21 protein-coding genes are annotated in these 15798 nt (G+C 33.6%); 20 read left to right on the top strand and 1 reads right to left on the bottom strand.

Annotated elements, in window-relative coordinates:
- Positions 1-49: 49 nt before the first annotated feature.
- The 20 genes from arsC to KGF86_RS06210 all read left to right on the top strand — a co-directional run bounded on the left by arsC (position 50) and on the right by KGF86_RS06210 (position 14588).
- Positions 50-469 (top strand): arsenate reductase (thioredoxin), encoded by a 420-nt coding sequence (gene arsC / locus KGF86_RS06305; RefSeq protein ID WP_211741379.1) that lies wholly within the window; start codon positions 50-52, stop codon positions 467-469.
- A gap of 352 nt (positions 470-821) precedes the next feature.
- Positions 822-1271 carry a DUF3995 domain-containing protein gene (locus KGF86_RS06300; protein WP_211741378.1) on the top strand — a complete coding sequence of 150 codons (450 nt, stop codon included), beginning with the start codon at positions 822-824 and terminating at the stop codon, positions 1269-1271.
- A 229-nt stretch (positions 1272-1500) separates the two neighbouring features.
- Complete coding sequence (locus KGF86_RS06295) at positions 1501-1977, top strand: GNAT family N-acetyltransferase (protein ID WP_211741377.1); 477 nt, start codon at positions 1501-1503, stop codon at positions 1975-1977.
- Positions 1978-2027: 50 nt separating this feature from the next.
- Positions 2028-2636, top strand: coding sequence for a nucleotidyltransferase domain-containing protein (locus tag KGF86_RS19665; RefSeq protein ID WP_425516480.1), 609 nt, complete (start codon positions 2028-2030; stop codon positions 2634-2636).
- A 94-nt stretch (positions 2637-2730) separates the two neighbouring features.
- Complete coding sequence (locus KGF86_RS06285; protein ID WP_186871514.1) at positions 2731-3276, top strand: nucleotidyltransferase domain-containing protein; 546 nt, start codon at positions 2731-2733, stop codon at positions 3274-3276.
- 137 nt (positions 3277-3413) lie between these two features.
- Positions 3414-3920 (top strand): MepB family protein, encoded by a 507-nt coding sequence (locus tag KGF86_RS06280; RefSeq protein ID WP_186871513.1) that lies wholly within the window; start codon positions 3414-3416, stop codon positions 3918-3920.
- A 50-nt stretch (positions 3921-3970) separates the two neighbouring features.
- The gene (locus KGF86_RS06275; RefSeq protein ID WP_186871512.1) at positions 3971-4180 is read left to right on the top strand and encodes a hypothetical protein; all 210 of its coding nucleotides are present in this window, start codon (positions 3971-3973) and stop codon (positions 4178-4180) included.
- Positions 4181-4446: 266 nt separating this feature from the next.
- A complete protein-coding gene (locus KGF86_RS06270; protein ID WP_211741376.1) occupies positions 4447-4839 on the top strand; it encodes a hypothetical protein in 393 nt (130 codons plus the stop codon).
- 327 nt (positions 4840-5166) lie between these two features.
- Positions 5167-5505, top strand: a complete 339-nt coding sequence (locus KGF86_RS06265) for a PadR family transcriptional regulator (protein ID WP_186871522.1) — start codon at positions 5167-5169, stop codon at positions 5503-5505.
- 1 nt (position 5506) lies between these two features.
- Entirely contained in the window at positions 5507-5845 is a 339-nt protein-coding gene (locus tag KGF86_RS06260; protein ID WP_211741375.1) for a DUF1048 domain-containing protein, read from the top strand.
- 537 nt (positions 5846-6382) lie between these two features.
- The gene (locus KGF86_RS06255) at positions 6383-7144 is read left to right on the top strand and encodes an ABC transporter ATP-binding protein (RefSeq protein ID WP_186871509.1); all 762 of its coding nucleotides are present in this window, start codon (positions 6383-6385) and stop codon (positions 7142-7144) included.
- Positions 7145-7894, top strand: a complete 750-nt coding sequence (locus tag KGF86_RS06250) for an ABC transporter permease (protein ID WP_211741374.1) — start codon at positions 7145-7147, stop codon at positions 7892-7894.
- A gap of 65 nt (positions 7895-7959) precedes the next feature.
- Positions 7960-8097: a DUF1048 domain-containing protein gene (locus tag KGF86_RS06245; RefSeq protein WP_186871507.1), complete on the top strand. Its 138-nt coding sequence runs from the start codon at positions 7960-7962 to the stop codon at positions 8095-8097.
- A 600-nt stretch (positions 8098-8697) separates the two neighbouring features.
- Positions 8698-9222, top strand: a complete 525-nt coding sequence (locus KGF86_RS06240; protein WP_211741373.1) for a sigma-70 family RNA polymerase sigma factor — start codon at positions 8698-8700, stop codon at positions 9220-9222.
- A complete protein-coding gene (locus KGF86_RS06235) occupies positions 9215-10210 on the top strand; it encodes an LCP family protein (RefSeq protein WP_211741372.1) in 996 nt (331 codons plus the stop codon). Before KGF86_RS06240 ends, KGF86_RS06235 begins: the two co-directional genes overlap by 8 nt.
- Before the next feature lie 228 nt (positions 10211-10438).
- Entirely contained in the window at positions 10439-10612 is a 174-nt protein-coding gene (locus KGF86_RS06230; RefSeq protein WP_186871504.1) for a hypothetical protein, read from the top strand.
- Positions 10613-11255: 643 nt separating this feature from the next.
- Positions 11256-11687, top strand: a complete 432-nt coding sequence (locus KGF86_RS06225) for a hypothetical protein (protein WP_186871503.1) — start codon at positions 11256-11258, stop codon at positions 11685-11687.
- A gap of 463 nt (positions 11688-12150) precedes the next feature.
- Entirely contained in the window at positions 12151-12744 is a 594-nt protein-coding gene (locus KGF86_RS06220) for a GNAT family N-acetyltransferase (protein ID WP_211741371.1), read from the top strand.
- Between the two features lie 217 nt (positions 12745-12961).
- A complete protein-coding gene (locus tag KGF86_RS06215) occupies positions 12962-13756 on the top strand; it encodes a class I SAM-dependent methyltransferase (protein WP_186871501.1) in 795 nt (264 codons plus the stop codon).
- A 682-nt stretch (positions 13757-14438) separates the two neighbouring features.
- Entirely contained in the window at positions 14439-14588 is a 150-nt protein-coding gene (locus KGF86_RS06210) for a hypothetical protein (RefSeq protein ID WP_186871498.1), read from the top strand.
- A 27-nt stretch (positions 14589-14615) separates the two neighbouring features.
- On the opposite strand, the gene KGF86_RS06205 is transcribed toward KGF86_RS06210, so the two are convergent.
- Entirely contained in the window at positions 14616-15791 is a 1176-nt protein-coding gene (locus KGF86_RS06205) for a serine hydrolase domain-containing protein (RefSeq protein ID WP_186871497.1), read from the bottom strand.
- Between the last annotated feature and the right edge of the window lie 7 nt (positions 15792-15798).

Genomic DNA, 15798 nt, shown 5'->3' with positions numbered 1-15798 from the left:
CAGCAATTCAAAATAAATTAATAAAACAAAATAGAAACGGAGAATGATTATGGCTAAAAAAACGATTTATTTCTTATGTACTGGTAACTCATGCAGAAGCCAGATGGCAGAAGGGTGGGCTAAAGAGCTTCTAGGTGATGAATGGGAAGTTCGAAGCGCTGGGATTGAGGCACATGGATTAAACCCTAATGCGGTAAAAGCGATGAAAGAAGTAGGAATTGATATTTCGGAGCAAGAATCCGAACTAATCGATAGCGATTATTTAAACAATGTGACAATGGCAGTTACCCTATGTGGTGATGCTGCTGATCGTTGCCCAATGACACCACCACATGTAAAAAGAGAACACTGGGGATTTGATGATCCTGCGAAAGCAGAAGGCACAGATGAAGAAAAGTGGCAAGTTTTCCAACGAGTACGTGATGAAATCGGGGAACGTATTAAGCGTTTTGCTGAAACTGGAGAGTAAAAATATACTAGGGTGAAATTTGAAGTATATTGAGGCTCATGATATATTAAAAAAATAATACAAATAAACTAATAACAAATTATTTAAGGCTATTCTTCAAGTAGGAGAATAGCCTTTTTTCTCTATGGAAATAAATATATACTTTTAGTTAATACAGTATTAAAACTTGAAAGATAAAGTCTAACACGATGGAAAGAGTTAAAATTATCGATATGAATATGGAAATATCACAGTACTAAATGGAAGACTAATCTAACCATATATAAGTTCTGATAGACTTCCAGATAAATTATGTTATATGAATAGCTGAATAGTATAAAAGTGCAAGACGATAACAGAGGAGTGTTTTCCAATGCAGAGGAATTACTTGATTATAACGTTCGGCATTGTTTGGACTATCATTTTTTCAGGTATGAGCTTTTATTGGGCAATGGGCGGCTTACTTGGTGTTAGATCTCTAGGGGGTTCTATATATGAAATGTCCCTAAACCCTTCCCCGTCATTCATCAAGATTGTTTGGCTTACCGGTTTTATGAAATTGCTTGGATTACTTTTATTATTGCTTCTTCTTGTTCAATGGAAGAAGCCTATCATAAATAGAACGCTGTATTATGTTGTGAAAATTGTAGGGACCTTACTGTTTTTATATGGGCTCCTTAATTTCATCACCATTACCTTAAGTACGATAAATATCTTAGATTTTGATTTAGATTTATATGCAACGCTTTGGGGATTACTTTTTTGGGAACCTTTTTGGATGATTGGTGGGGTTTTTTACTTTTTCTCCGTAAAAAAACAGTAAATCTTCTTTCAACTCCCGACGGATTTTCTCAAATAAGCCATTCATTCTAAGACACTTTTCTAGAATAGGAAGCAATAAATTAATGAGGGTGATCCAACTTGGGTTACCTTTTTTCAGTTGAAATCTATTTATATTTCGGAATATTATGTTAGTATTTAGATAATAATTTTTTGTTACAGGTACGAGAGTTGTAGAATATCATTGGGATATTATTGGGGGATAAATAATTATGGATATACTTATTCGAAAAGCCAAGCAAAGCGATTACGAAGCATTGTTGCCATTATTTAGGCAGGTTCATGAATTTCATGTTTCTGTAAGACCAGATTTATATAAAGAGAATTCTACACCAGTGAAACAAGCGTTTTTTGATGGCCAACTAGTTGATGGCAAACACCATATTTTTGTGGCCACTATCAGCAATGATATAGTCGGCGTTGTCGTGACAAAGGAAGAAGAAGTAGATGAGAATACTTTTGTCAAAGCGAGGAAAATATTGTTTATAAAGAGTTTATGTGTTGGTGAAATACATAGAAAGAAAGGTATCGGAAAAAAACTAATTCAATACGTGTTTGATTTTGGAAGAAGCCTCAAACTTGATGGTATTGAATTGGGAGTTTCCGAGGAAAATACATCTGCTATTGAATTTTATAGGTCAATAGGGATGGCAACGAAGAGTAGAAAAATGGAGATTATATTAAACTAACACGTGCTATGCCGCTAGAAGCATAGAAACAATTCCTTGTTAACTTATGGCTGCTTTATCGAGAAGAAAGTAACTTAGTAACACCTAAATTTTTTGGAGGGGTTATCATAGTAGATGAGAATGTTGGTTTAGAAACTAAGTCACAATTACATGTATTAAGTGAGATTATTGAGATATTCAAGGAGCTGGATTCTGAATTCTGGCTGCGTGGGGGTTGGGCAATTGATTTCCTTCTTGGTAAAATTACCAGAACTCACAGTGATATCGATATCGTAACGTGGATAACAACTAGAGAACAATTAGAAAAAGCACTTGAAAAAGCTGGTTATGAAAAAGTACCTGTTGGAGAGCAATTTCGTAATAGGCAGTCTGATTTTCGAAAGGATAACGTAGAAGTATCATTTGGATACGTAACACACAATAGCGATGGAAGAATTATTCTCAATGGGTTACCCGAATGGGGATGGCGGGAAGATGCCTTGTTTCAGCAATATTTCCAGTTACACGGAATATCTGCGAAAGTCTTACACCCAAAACAGCTCTTGGAAGAAAAAGAGACATATGAGCAAATCGGACGTCCATACCGACAAAAGGATGCAGAAAGCAAAAAGTTATTGTATCGTATAATATCTGATTTTAATTATCTTGCGAGATATTGATTTCTTCAATAAACGTTACAAATTTACCTTGCTGTAGTCTTGGTATAATGATGTAAATGTTACTTGAAAATACAATAAGGTTAGGAGATTTAATTTGCTAGAAACATTATCTTTTATCGGAGATAGATTAGGTGATGAAAATATAACCTGGGGAGTTGGTGGCTCACTACTCCTTAGCTTTTATAACATAATCGATAAACCAAATGATATCGATATATTAGTAGATGAAAGAAATGCTACCAAATTCAATGAAATTATGTCATCCATCGGAAAACCGAAAGAAGCATTAAGTGCTAACCCCTTTCGCACCAAATATTTCTCTAAATATAAAATTAATGGTATCGATATTGATGTGATGGGTGGATTTGCAATACAACATGGTGAAGGAATTTATAAACTATCACTGCAACAGGCATCCATTGTAGCTCACAAAAAATTACATGGGATTGATATTCCTTTATGTTCGCTTGAGGATTGGTATACTTTATATTTATTAATTCCAGACAAACAAGAAAAAGCTATGCTTATTGAAAAGTATTTTAGAACTCATGGTGTAACATACCCACATTTGTTAAAGGAAGCAATGAATCATTCTTTACCACTTGAAGTTAAAGGAAGAATTGATAAATTATTAAGCTAACTGGTGTAAGATTTAAGTTTTTTGGAGAAGAGGTTATGTACGAAAAACGTAAAATTATAAACAACTCAATTCCACTTAATTTACTTTTAGGGGTATGTGGTGAACAAATCTAGTAGTATAACTATAAGGGGAAAATAATGAATGAATTTTATAAGGCCATAACATATGTAAATGAGAATTACTATGAACCAAATCACTTAGTTATAAATACTGTCAGAGAGGAAACCCAAAATTCTGATTATGGTGCAGGTATATTTCAACTGAATTCGAAATCAGTTAGGTTCAGAGTAGCAAAGACTACACCTAATAAGGTAGGACAATTTGTATCTTTATGGGAAAAAGATGCTTCTCATAAAAACCAAGCCTTTTCATATGAGAAAGCTACCGATTTATTAGTTATTAATACCTTTGCTAATAAAAATAGATTTGGACAGTTTGTTTTTCCAAAAGAAGTTCTTTTACAACAAAAAATCCTTAAAACAGCCACTACAAAGGGAAAAATGGCAATAAGAGTATACCCTACATGGGATAAGCCCACTAACAAACAAGCTATTGAAACACAAAAGTGGCAATTAGAATATTTTATTGAGACAGATAATACTAATAATCTATCTCAACAAGAATTATTAAAGCTATATTCCTAAAGTGACAACATTCCTTAAATAGAATTTTATGATGAAGGAGAAATTTTAAATTGAAAGAATTTATTGGTACATTGTTTGCTTGTATAGTTATTTGTTGCGTTTTTACATTTTTCTTCCTCGGTATTATTGTAGAAAATATTTGGACTTTAGTTATATTGATTGCATTCGTATTAGCAGTGTTAATTACAATTCTTATAAGACAGGAAACCAGAATTGAAGAACTAGAAAATAAAATGGAAGAGTTATTAAGTAACAAATAGTCTGATATTGTGTATCATTTTTCAACTACGGTGTTAAATAAAAGCTGCTATTAGTTATTAGATATAAAAATTAAGGTGGCCCACATATTCATGACCTTGAAAACGATGTTAAGGTGATAAATGCACCATATGATACAACTAAAGGAGAATATGACAAAACCTGGTGTTTGTACTTCAATAAAAGTGGTAGGAACTCTAGGAAGAACAGAATTTCTTCCTAACGGATGTACGGATTACGATTAAAATATCAAGAAGAAGGTTAAAAAATGAATGAATATAAACTTTCCAAGACTCTTGGGATTGTTCTAGGGATAATAATGGTAATCGCTTCATTTGGTTATGGCTTTTTATATTTTCTAGGAAGATCTTTAGGTAATGTACTCATTTCTACTACTGATACAACAGCTAACGACATAGCTGCTTTAGGAATTATATTAAGTATATGTGTTATTGGATTAATTACATTTACAGGTTGTTTTGGATTGAGGGGTACAAGATGGAGACGGGTGTATATTAGATTATGCTTGATAGTGGGAGTTGCTCTTCTTGTTATGTATTTTATTTCTATCGGATCGTTAGGAACTATGTATGAATTTTCGATTCTTTTGATGAGCATTTTTTATTTATTATTAGGTTATTTTGTAAAAAAAGAGATTTAAAACTGAAGAGAGATGTAACTCGGTTACAACATGAGTTTTGAAAATACAAAGTTCATGAAAAAAACTTATGAACTTCTGTTAAGAAATATATGAGTAGTGAAGATTCATTTTCTTTCTTCAACCACAGGTTCTATATTTAGATTGAATGATGAGCTTTCTAATGTGACGGAAGCGCCTATGGGATCCCGTCATAACATGGTTATGACAAGGAAATTCATACTTGACACCCCACTCTACTATGCGTTACTATATAGTGGTAATGAGTATTACTAAATACCAGTGATACAGATTACTGATAAAATTATGAAATGCAGATGGGTGATTAATTTGGAAAATATCACAGAAATGCTTAAAGGAGTACTTGAGGGTTGTGTGCTTGAAATCATCAGTCGTGGTGAAACCTATGGCTATGAAATTACACAGCAGCTACGAGAACTTGGTTTTACGGATGTGGTCGAAGGAACAGTTTATACGATTACCATGCGGCTTGAGAAAAACAATCTAGTGAACATCGAGAAAAAACGATCCAATGTGGGACCACCAAGAAAATTTTACACACTTAACGAAGCGGGTAAAAAGCAACTTGAAATTTTTTGGGGAAAGTGGGATTTCATCTCAAGCAAAATAAATGAACTCAAAACAAAAGAAATCAAAAGGGGAAGGTAAAATGAATTTTATAGAAAAAATCATTGGAAGTCTGGATGACAAGCGTGAGTGGAAAGCGATAGAGAGGCGTGCAAAAGCACTTCCACGTGAGTACCATAACGCTTATAAAGCAATACAAAACTATATGTGGACTGTTGGTGGCCTAACCGATTGGAAGGATATAAGCCGTATATTTGATGGTATTCTCGACCTTTTCGAGGAAGGTGCAGCGGCAGGTAAGAAAGTCACTGACCTCACGGGTGAGGATGTAGCCTCTTTCTGTGAAGAACTAGTGAAGGAAGCGAAGACTTGGAAGGACAAATATCGTGAGAAGTTGAATAATACAATTGGACGTGACTAATGCCGAAATTATAGAGGATTTTCGCCTAGCATCTACATTAGGCAACACACAGTCATCTTTCTATTCTGCTCTGAATGATCATACAGTATTAACATATCCCTACCTAGTTAAACAAATTACTCGATTGCATGAAGAAATCGAGTAATAAAAGCCGGAGCAGCACAAGGCAGACAACTTTGAAATATCACATGGGAACATATGGCTGCTTTAGCCGAACTAGTGGCAAACGCCAAAAATTATTCGTTAAGTATTATGAAGAAATGCCATTACAATAGATTATTCCGACTGAATAGCGGGCAGCAATGAGAATTGCCATCAGCACTATTCAGTTAAATTTTAACCCGGTAGTAAGTAATACTGAATATAAGTCAGACAGAGTAGATGGCAAAGGACAATTTAGAAGTACAAGACAAGTTGACCGAATCATGACTAGAGCTTTGTAAGAAAGCTAAACAATTCGCTTAGGAATCAGACAAAGCACTTATTTTATGGATTTAGCATGGCAACTTACTGCATTAACAATAAGGAGGAAAAAGGATGAATAATATAGCGATTTCTGTAAAAGGGTTAACAAAATCCTTTAAAGAAAAGAAAGTATTGAAAGGGGTGGATTTTGAGGTCCAGCGTGGCGAAATTTTTGCACTGTTGGGCTCAAACGGAGCAGGGAAGACTACAGTGGTCAATATCCTCTCGACGCTTTTAAAGCCAGATGGAGGGCAAGTTAGTATTTGCGACTTTAATGTTCAACGTCAACCAGAACAAGTTCGCCAAAGTATCAGTCTAACAGGACAGTTTGCAGCTTTAGATGGCATGCAAACCGGCCGAGAAAATCTCATGATGATTGCCAAGTTGCGGGGCGTCGCTAATCCCGCTCAAGTTACTAACAATCTACTTGAAAAATTCAACCTGACTAGTGCATCTAACCGTCGTGTTGATAATTATTCTGGTGGGATGAAGCGTAGGCTTGACATCGCTATGAGCCTAATTGGAACTCCTAAAGTCATTTTTCTCGACGAACCCACCACTGGGCTTGATCCTGAAGCAAGGATTGAAGTCTGGGATACTGTCAAAGAGCTTTCCGAGGCTGGCACGACCATATTGCTTACGACCCAGTACTTGGAGGAAGCCGAGCAACTTGCGGACCGTGTTTCTATTCTGCATGGCGGAAAAATAATCAAGACCGGCACCCTTACCGAACTTAAGAAGATGTTCCCCCCAGCAAAAGTAGAATATATCGAGAAGCAGCCGACATTGGAGGAAATTTTCCTAGCGATTATCGGCAAGAAGGAGGAGAAGTAAATGAAAAGTAAAACAGGGGTATTACTAGGGCGTTTACTACGTAATATTATGCGCAGTCCAGATACGATAATTACGGTGGCGATTACACCGATAATGATGATGTTACTATTTGTCTACGTATTTGGTGGCGCTATAGAAACAGGAACGGACAATTACGTCAATTATTTATTACCGGGAATTTTACTGATTGCTATCGCATCCGGCGTTGCATATACTTCCTTACGGCTATTTACAGATGTAAAGAGCGGGCTGATGTCGCGTATTATTACCATGCCAATCAAACGCTCGTCCATATTGTGGGCTCACGTGGTAACCTCGCTTGTATCCAATGCGATTACGATTGTGGTGGTTATTCTTGTTGCGCTCTTAATGGGGTTCCGATCTAATGCTGATATCCTAGAATGGTTCGCAGTAGTTGGGATTCTTGGGCTGTTTACGCTGGCACTAACGTGGTTGGCGGTCATTCCCGGATTGACAGCAAAGTCTATAGAAGGGGCGACAGCATACTCGTATCCGCTGATTTTCCTGCCGTTCATCAGTTCAGCCTTTGTACCCACCGAATCCATGCCCAACATTGTTCGTGTGTTTGCTGAGAACCAGCCTGTGACGTCAATCGTGAATTCTATTCGTGCTCTCTTGTATGACGGTACTATTGGCAATAGTATCTGGACCGCGCTCGCCTGGTGTGTAGGAATCATGATTATCGCTTATTTGATTGCCAGAAAAGCATTTAAACGCCAGTTAGGATAAGAATATCAGAGAATATGTAAAGGAGGAGACGACAATAAACTTCTTAGAAAAGTAACCAGCAGCATATGACAAAAGAAATGAAAGGCTTCGATACCCGAGTAAAAGTTTTGCCAGCTGAATATCAGACTGCTTGGAAAGAAATTATGAATAATCTCTGGATTTATGGAGATTTCACCGATAGTAATCTAATGCCGATTCTTTAAGTAAAAGGACAAGAAAGATTGAAGTAGAGAAAAGTATAGAATGAAGAGAATTCCTAAAAAATGCCTGGTAAGCTAAGGAGGGTAAAGTCAACCAAGATTACCCATGGCTAAATCAGCAGACTAAAATAATAATTATTTCAATTATACTGGTTATTCTATTGGGAAATAATGTTAAAATTATAATATATTATTGAACAAACGAGGTATTGTACTTCAATCAAAATTTAAAAATAATGCGTCATTCACTCTTATCGAATTAATTTATATGTTAACTATAATATGCTTGTTCCACTAAAGAGGGCGTTAGTTTAAGATGATGGTTAAACACTTTTTGTATTAACCGGACAGGTTAGTGAAAAAAATAATTTAAAAACAATAAACCTGTATCCATGATTATTTGGTAATCAGAGATACAGGTTTTGTATTTCAGTTATAATTGTGTGAATGTATTTATCCATTATTCGAAAAAAGCAATTAACTATTATACATCGATTAGAAGAAAATCTTTGTTAAAATAAATATTTTCTTAAATGAACCTATTATGACTTAGCAATCGTCTAATAGCAGAATTCGAAATAGGTTAAAAGGGGGGTAGTAGAATTGGACAGAGAAGAAAAAGATTCCATATTAGAAAAAATGATGATTGAATATGGTGATGAGTTGGTACGCTTGGCATTTTATTATGTGAAAGATAAAGAGATTGCTAGGGATTTGGTTCAAAATACGTTTATCAAATGCTATAAAAAACTTGATTCGTTTCGATTTGACGCAAAAATAAAAACATGGCTCTATCGTATAACAATTAATGAATGTAAAGATTATTTAAAAAGTTGGAATTACAGGATGGTACAGGTAAAAGAACTTATAAATGAAACAACAAAGTCAATATTACCGTCAACAGAAAGAACAGTTATCGATAAATACAATAATGAAGAAATAAAAGATAGTATCTACTCTCTTCCAAAAGTCTATCGGGAAGTGGTTTTTCTATACTACTATGATTCATTAAAAACAGAGGAAATTGCAATCGTTTTAGATATCCCAATTAATACAGTGAAAACTAGATTAAGAAGAGCAAAACATAGATTAGAGTCGATGTTAAAGGAGGCAGAATTTTATGGATAAACGAATAAAAGATAATATTAATAATCTATTTGATCAAGAATTAAGATTTACGAAAGAAGACCGAAACAAAGTCTTTGAACAAATTAATATAATGGAGAAAAATACTACACAAAAGAAATCTCTTGTTTCTATTGTAAAACAATTCTCCATCCTTACAGCTTCTTTATTAGTGGTCAGCTTCTGTATATTTTTGTTTATTCCATCGATTCTTTACGAAAACTCTAATAACGAAAACAATGGAAGTAATCTAAGTGGGGTAATAACTCATGAAGACGAGTATGTTACCACTCTCTTTACGGTGAAAGATGAGAATAATAGAATACCTATTAACCTTTTACTTACTTATAGTAAAGATAAAAAGATGATGAAATTTATCTCTATCCCTCGTGATACTTATGTTCCGATATTAGGTAATGATGAAACTACTTCGTATGATAAATTGACACATGCTTATGCTTACGGAGCGGAAGGTACTGAAAGTGTAAAAACAACAGTTACTAACCTATTTGATGTAAAAATTGATTATTATGCAGTTTTGGATTTAGATACGTTATCAGCGTTGATTGATTCAGTTAATGGTATAGATTACGAATTAGAAGAAGATATTCGAGTAAGAGCTATATCTCAAGTGGCATTTGAATTTAAAAAGGGGACGCATCGTTTGAATGGAGAAGAGGTTGTAGCATTAATGATGGATGCGACTGTGGGAAAAAGTATGGATGATAAAGACCAATTAAACCTCATTCATGCAGTTATAAATCAAACAATAAACGTAATATCACAAACACAATTAAAAGAATTTAGTACTAAAATAGAAGGCAATATTCCAATTGAACAATTGTTTGAGGCTAAAATGGAGCTTCCTTCAATACATTTGGTATCATTAATTGATGGAATGGTAAGTACAATGATTGACGAGGCTTACTATATTAAATTTGAAACAGACTTTTTAAATTCTGTTTCAGAGGAATTGACAACATTTAACTAAATAGAAAACTTGAGAAATTTCTTTAATGCACTTCTGGTACAAAATTTAAATTGATTTAGGATAAATGTTAGTACACAATAGAAAAGTTTTATAGAAAGATAAAGAGAGACTGTTATCATTACAGTAAATTTGAATATATGTACCAAAGACTATGAGCAAATAAAGATAGCTATAGGTAGCAAAAAATATTATAATTAGAGACATACGAATGAAGAGGAGACAAATACGATGTCCGAGAAAAAGAAGCTTAGTACCAGAGAAATTGTACAACAGCAGTTGGAACGGAAAAAACAAGCACAAGCAAACAATACAAACACCATACATGGCAATGGATCAGCAAAGCATATGCAAAGCCAGCTCGCAAAGAAACCAAGTATGACCCGACGTAAAATGGGTAGTTAATATTTGATTTAAAAAGGTATTTTTTATATTATAGCGAGTTTGATTAACAACGAGAAAACTTCAAAGAACTGATTAATAGAGGCATTAATTTCACCCCGGAATTATGTCTCTATTTTTGTTTTTATATCTTAATGATTTTAGTGGGCTGATTAACTCATAAGTTAACATACAAATTGTTTGTATCAATAAATTTTTGCATTTTTGGTAAAACCTCTGCCCAATTTTTTTTCAAACAGTAAGATTACGGAGGGTGTGTTTGATATAGATATTGTGTGAAAGGGTGCATTACTTTAACAAAAAACATTGTACACCTTTTATAGCTGTAGGTTAGAACTTAATAAGAATCATCAGATTATCTAAAATAAAGGGATCATCAAATTAATGATTCCTTTATTTTTTGGATAAAGGTTCATAATATTATGTTAGTATTTTGCAAAGAAGTTATTTTACTAACGGGGAATTTAGTTGAACAGCTTAATGAATGTTTACAAAGCTAATAACAGATATATGTTTTTTGATGAAAATAATGAAGAAAACACAGACTGGTAGTGTCGAAAGTGAATATTACCGAAAATAATTAAATCTTTGAAAAGTGAAACTTCCAATTAAATAGAAACGTATAGAAATTATAATTTGAAAGGAAGTGGATCTAATCAGCTTAATAGAGGTTGTAAAGAGTAATGAAATTCTGTTTATCCTGTTATATTGCTGTATTATTCTGTGGATCAATTACGGTTATCTTAAAGAACATAAAGAGATAAAAAAAGGTTTAGGAGCGATTACGGAAGAAGAGGAGAAAGAGATGTTTTGGAAAACCGATAGTATCTCTGTTCTGCTATTTGCCGTTGTATTTAATTTTTTCAGAAGATGGTTGTTCTATCTAATAGCGGTACTGATGATAGACAATATTATTATCACTATTATTGCAGTCGTGTTATTTATCATCGGTCTATATGACGCTGTGTTTAACGTAAGTATAGCAAGGTTGAGAAAGTCCAACCTCAGCTACTATCTTGCAATCATTGATACAATTTTAGTTGTTTTATTTGTTATATTTTTACTTTATGTTAATTAGAATCACTGTTAACGATTCAGTGGCTTATTGGAACCATCTAAATGGGTAAGGGAGAGATTTAAGCTAATACGAAAGGGTGATTTATGTGGATAAGATGATGTCCCCTGTTATTTAAATATCTAAGCAGGTTAGTTGAACAATAAGATATTTAAATAACGGGAGGAGTAGGCAACATTTTGCTATTACATACTGAAGTTAGGCAAGAGAACTAAACAAAGCGTCCTTGTTTAACAAGAACACTTTTCATATCAATATTTACTTACTGTCACAGAGTAAACCAAAGTTTGCTGATATAAGCACATCGCTAATTCCATCATTGTGATAAGAGGTTGCTGTAATGAATATGCACCTTGTAATTAGTTTTTACTATTCAATAAACCTATATATTACTTCAAGAAGGTAAACTACCTTTTATGCAACTTTTGGGGCGAGATAAATTAATTAATGATAAGGAGTAGTCAAAATGATTGAACATAAAAATTTTTCTAACATAGAATCAGATAGGCTGCTATTGCGAAATGTAAATAATGAAGATGTTGATTTTATTTATAAGCTTTTTAGTGATGAAACAGTATGTAAATATTTATATGATGAGGAAATTTTCACAAGTAAAAATGATGCAATAGAGTTTGTTGAATGGAATAAAGACCCAGAAGAAAAGGGATACAATCGTTGGGTATTAGTTGAAAAGGATGCTAACCACGAACCAATTGGGACCTGTGGATATGATAATTGGGACAGAATGAACAATATCGCTGAAATAGGCTATGATTTATGGCACGAATATTGGGGACAAGGATATATGAAAGAAGCATTAATTAGTGCAATTGAAAGTGGATTTAATCATATGAAATTGAATAGAATTAACGCTTATGTTGCTTTAGATAATGTCAACTCTATGAAGTTATTAGAAAAACTTGGATTTGTTAATGAAGGAGTTTATAGAGATAAGCATTTATTTAGGGGCAAATATTATGACCATTATTCTTTTTCTTTGTTAAACAGAGATTGGAACCATTTAAAGGATACTAACTTTCAAAATAACAGACACAAATAATACGTGATTTGTTTTAAATTCGCAGAGCCATTAGTTTAATATGACTAACTGCTTGTTGCACTATAGGGGCAAGGTTATTCAAAAAGACATAAAACAAAAGAATAAATGACATAGGAAGATTTGTTATCTTATAAGCTTAACTAAAATTCTAGCAGCTACTGATAACCAACACTATAGGAACCACAATAAACTATAATAAAGGAAGGTGTAGTAGACAATGAAAGCAGACTTCGGAAAAGTGTCGAAAGAGTACGCTCAATATAGAAATGATTTACCGGAAGAATTGACGACGAGTTTAACGATGAGAGGAATTGACTTTCAGAAGAAATTCATTGTGGACTTGGGATCAGGCTCTGGAGTTCTTACAAGGATGTTGTTTGATCAAGGAGCGGAGGTAGTCGGTGTTGAACCCTCCATGAAACTAATAGAAGAAGCCAAATCAATCGATATAAAACTTGGTGCAAAAATCAAATACTTAAACAAGTACTCCGAAGATACAGGCTTGCCAAATCTCTCATATGATTTTGTAACAGTTTTAAGAGCTTGGCATTGGTTTGACCGCGAAGCTTCTTTAAAAGAAATAAGGAGAATCTTAAAACCTGGTGGCTACTTAATCATAATGGATTCTGGTTTTACCAATTTTGATCATGTGGTTAAAGATACAATGGTAATCTTAAAAAAGTTAATACCGGCAGAACGACTCAAGCCCGCTGGCACAAAAGCGGATTCAAAGCAATCAATAAACAGTTTTCCAGTCGAGTGGTTCAAAGAATGGGAAGAATATGGTTTAAATATGAAAGATACCTATAACTTTGATTATAAAGTATCGTTTACAACTGCAGAGTGGTGTGACAGAGTCGGAACTTTGTCTTGGCTATTGCATTTGAGTAAGGAAGAACGAAATGAAATTAAAGAAAAAATCCGTTCCCACCTGACTGACATATACGGAGATAGTACCCATAGAATCTCGCATAAATTTCATTTGGTTTTAATGAGAAATTCTTCTTTATAACTATCCATACTGAAATATTTGGTGATAATACAGTTGTGACCTTCAAGAAAAAAAGCATGTCTGTGGAACGATAAGAGAAATAAGGAAAGAGAGGAGAAAAATGGATAATAGATATAATCTGTTAAAGCGAGCTGAAAAACAAAAAAGGAATGAGATATATAGAATCTGTTCTTATTCCAATGGGTGAAACAGATAAAATTAGATTCGATGATGAAGAATACAACCTTAATTACCATATGCTACGTATTAGTTTATCAAAATTGCTCGTAGTTAACTTTATTATAAGGAACCTTATATCATTTACGTTTATCCATGAATAAAAAATCTTTAGATATAATGTTAGTGTTGAAGTATCATATATTAAAATAACGACTGCTTAGTTGAACAACTTTCAAAATGACATTAATAGAGTGTTACGTTAAATTTAAAATTTCCAATAGTGAAAGAAGAATAAACTAAAAAGAGATGTTTTGGGGGAAATCTGATTAATGATAATAAGGAAATAGATGCTTTCAAGTAGAGATTTTCATGATGTAGTTCAATTAGCTTTTGACAGACCGGGATACGGATATAGTGAAAGATCCAAAAATGTTAAAGTAACCCGGATTTTGCAAGCATGTCTTATTAATAAAGCGTTAAAAGAACTTAGTATTGATTAATAAATAATTTTAGTTGGTCATTCATGGAGAGGCACGAACTCTTTGTTGCAGGAATTACCACGTTAGCAGGAGCTATGTACAAAGAAGGTTATCCAGCTGAGCATGGCGATTTATTATCTAAGGTAGTCACAACGCCTATCCTAGGAGAGAATAAAAGAACAAATGTTCACTGATTGAAATGATCAATATAAAAGTAGACATTATAAAGAAGCTTCTTTCACAAGTCTTTTTATCATTAAATAAATATTTATCGTTTGTATATTAATCCCTATTTCCTGGTTCATAAATATTACCAGGCCATTCTTTTTTTCTGGATTGTAAAGTGCTATAGTAAACACCCCTGGATCGGAACCAGTATGTCCGACAATGTTTCCAGTATTTAATTTTTTCATTAAAATTTCGTCTAATGATGAATAACTCCAGCCTAAAGCTTGCTTTCCATCGTTCGAATACGGACTCAACATTTCTTTTATAGTTTCCGGTTTTAGTATGGAAGTGTTATCTTTGTTTGGAAAAGACATGCTCATAAGAAATTTACTAAAATCAACCACATTTGTCTTTAAGGAACCATCAGGATATGTTGGAAAAGAGTATTTTGGCAAAGCTGTACTCCCCTCATACGGCACTGCGAAATTTTCTGTTGTTACATCTTTATGAAGCCAATGCGTTTGTGTCATTCCTAATGGATTAAATATGTATTGTTGAGAATATTGATCGAATGGCAGTTGACTAATTTGTTCAACAATATAACCCAATAGCCCGTAACCGACATTACTATAAACAAAAGTTGTTCCAGGTTTATTCACGGTATAGTTTTTTTCCTCTGAATACCATTTTCCGCCTTCGTTTAAGTATTCTTTGGAAAATTCACCAATCGAAATTTCTGAGTCACCTCCGCCACTATCAATCGTATAAAGACTGTCTAATATATCCCAATTGTCTTCAATACCTGACGTGTGATCCAATAACATTCTAACTGTAATCGACTCATTTGGGAAATTAGGATTTACAACTGAAAATGGAAGATACTTATTAATTTCATCATCTAAATTGATTTTTTTCTTCTCATATAGTTGCATGATGGCGGTAGCAGTGACAACTTTTGATAATGATGCAATTTGAAATACTGTGTCTTGATTAACCTTTTTTCCTTCATTGATATTTGCATAACCATAACTTATATATTTTTCAACTTCATTATTTTTTATAATAGCAATTGAGACACCTGGTACATCTGTTTTATTCAACTTATTATGTACAAAACTTTTTAAATTTACTGGGTTTGAAAAATCTACTTTAAGTGTTACTACTATGCTTGTAATTATAAAAACCATGGCGATAATTATTCCCATTATTTTAGTGGCTTTTTTAAGCATTTAAAAC

It is taken from the genome of Ornithinibacillus massiliensis (assembly GCF_018310345.1).
GTDB classification, from domain to species: domain Bacteria; phylum Bacillota; class Bacilli; order Bacillales; family Amphibacillaceae; genus Ornithinibacillus; species Ornithinibacillus massiliensis.
This window is presented reverse-complemented; position numbering and strand designations above follow the sequence as displayed.

Bases quoted from the DNA above. Each gene is read 5' to 3' on its own strand.
- arsC (WP_211741379.1), top strand. From the start codon at position 50: ATGGCTAAAAAAACGATTTATTTCTTATGTACTGGTAACTCATGCAGA.
- KGF86_RS06300 (WP_211741378.1), top strand. From the start codon at position 822: ATGCAGAGGAATTACTTGATTATAACGTTCGGCATTGTTTGGACTATC.
- KGF86_RS06295 (WP_211741377.1), top strand. From the start codon at position 1,501: ATGGATATACTTATTCGAAAAGCCAAGCAAAGCGATTACGAAGCATTG.
- KGF86_RS06280 (WP_186871513.1), top strand. From the start codon at position 3,414: ATGAATGAATTTTATAAGGCCATAACATATGTAAATGAGAATTACTAT.
- KGF86_RS06270 (WP_211741376.1), top strand. From the start codon at position 4,447: ATGAATGAATATAAACTTTCCAAGACTCTTGGGATTGTTCTAGGGATA.
- KGF86_RS06260 (WP_211741375.1), top strand. From the start codon at position 5,507: ATGAATTTTATAGAAAAAATCATTGGAAGTCTGGATGACAAGCGTGAG.
- KGF86_RS06255 (WP_186871509.1), top strand. From the start codon at position 6,383: ATGAATAATATAGCGATTTCTGTAAAAGGGTTAACAAAATCCTTTAAA.
- KGF86_RS06250 (WP_211741374.1), top strand. From the start codon at position 7,145: ATGAAAAGTAAAACAGGGGTATTACTAGGGCGTTTACTACGTAATATT.
- KGF86_RS06245 (WP_186871507.1), top strand. From the start codon at position 7,960: ATGACAAAAGAAATGAAAGGCTTCGATACCCGAGTAAAAGTTTTGCCA.
- KGF86_RS06235 (WP_211741372.1), top strand. From the start codon at position 9,215: ATGGATAAACGAATAAAAGATAATATTAATAATCTATTTGATCAAGAA.
- KGF86_RS06230 (WP_186871504.1), top strand. From the start codon at position 10,439: ATGTCCGAGAAAAAGAAGCTTAGTACCAGAGAAATTGTACAACAGCAG.
- KGF86_RS06220 (WP_211741371.1), top strand. From the start codon at position 12,151: ATGATTGAACATAAAAATTTTTCTAACATAGAATCAGATAGGCTGCTA.
- KGF86_RS06215 (WP_186871501.1), top strand. From the start codon at position 12,962: ATGAAAGCAGACTTCGGAAAAGTGTCGAAAGAGTACGCTCAATATAGA.
- KGF86_RS06210 (WP_186871498.1), top strand. From the start codon at position 14,439: ATGGAGAGGCACGAACTCTTTGTTGCAGGAATTACCACGTTAGCAGGA.
- KGF86_RS06205 (WP_186871497.1), bottom strand. From the start codon at position 15,791: ATGCTTAAAAAAGCCACTAAAATAATGGGAATAATTATCGCCATGGTT.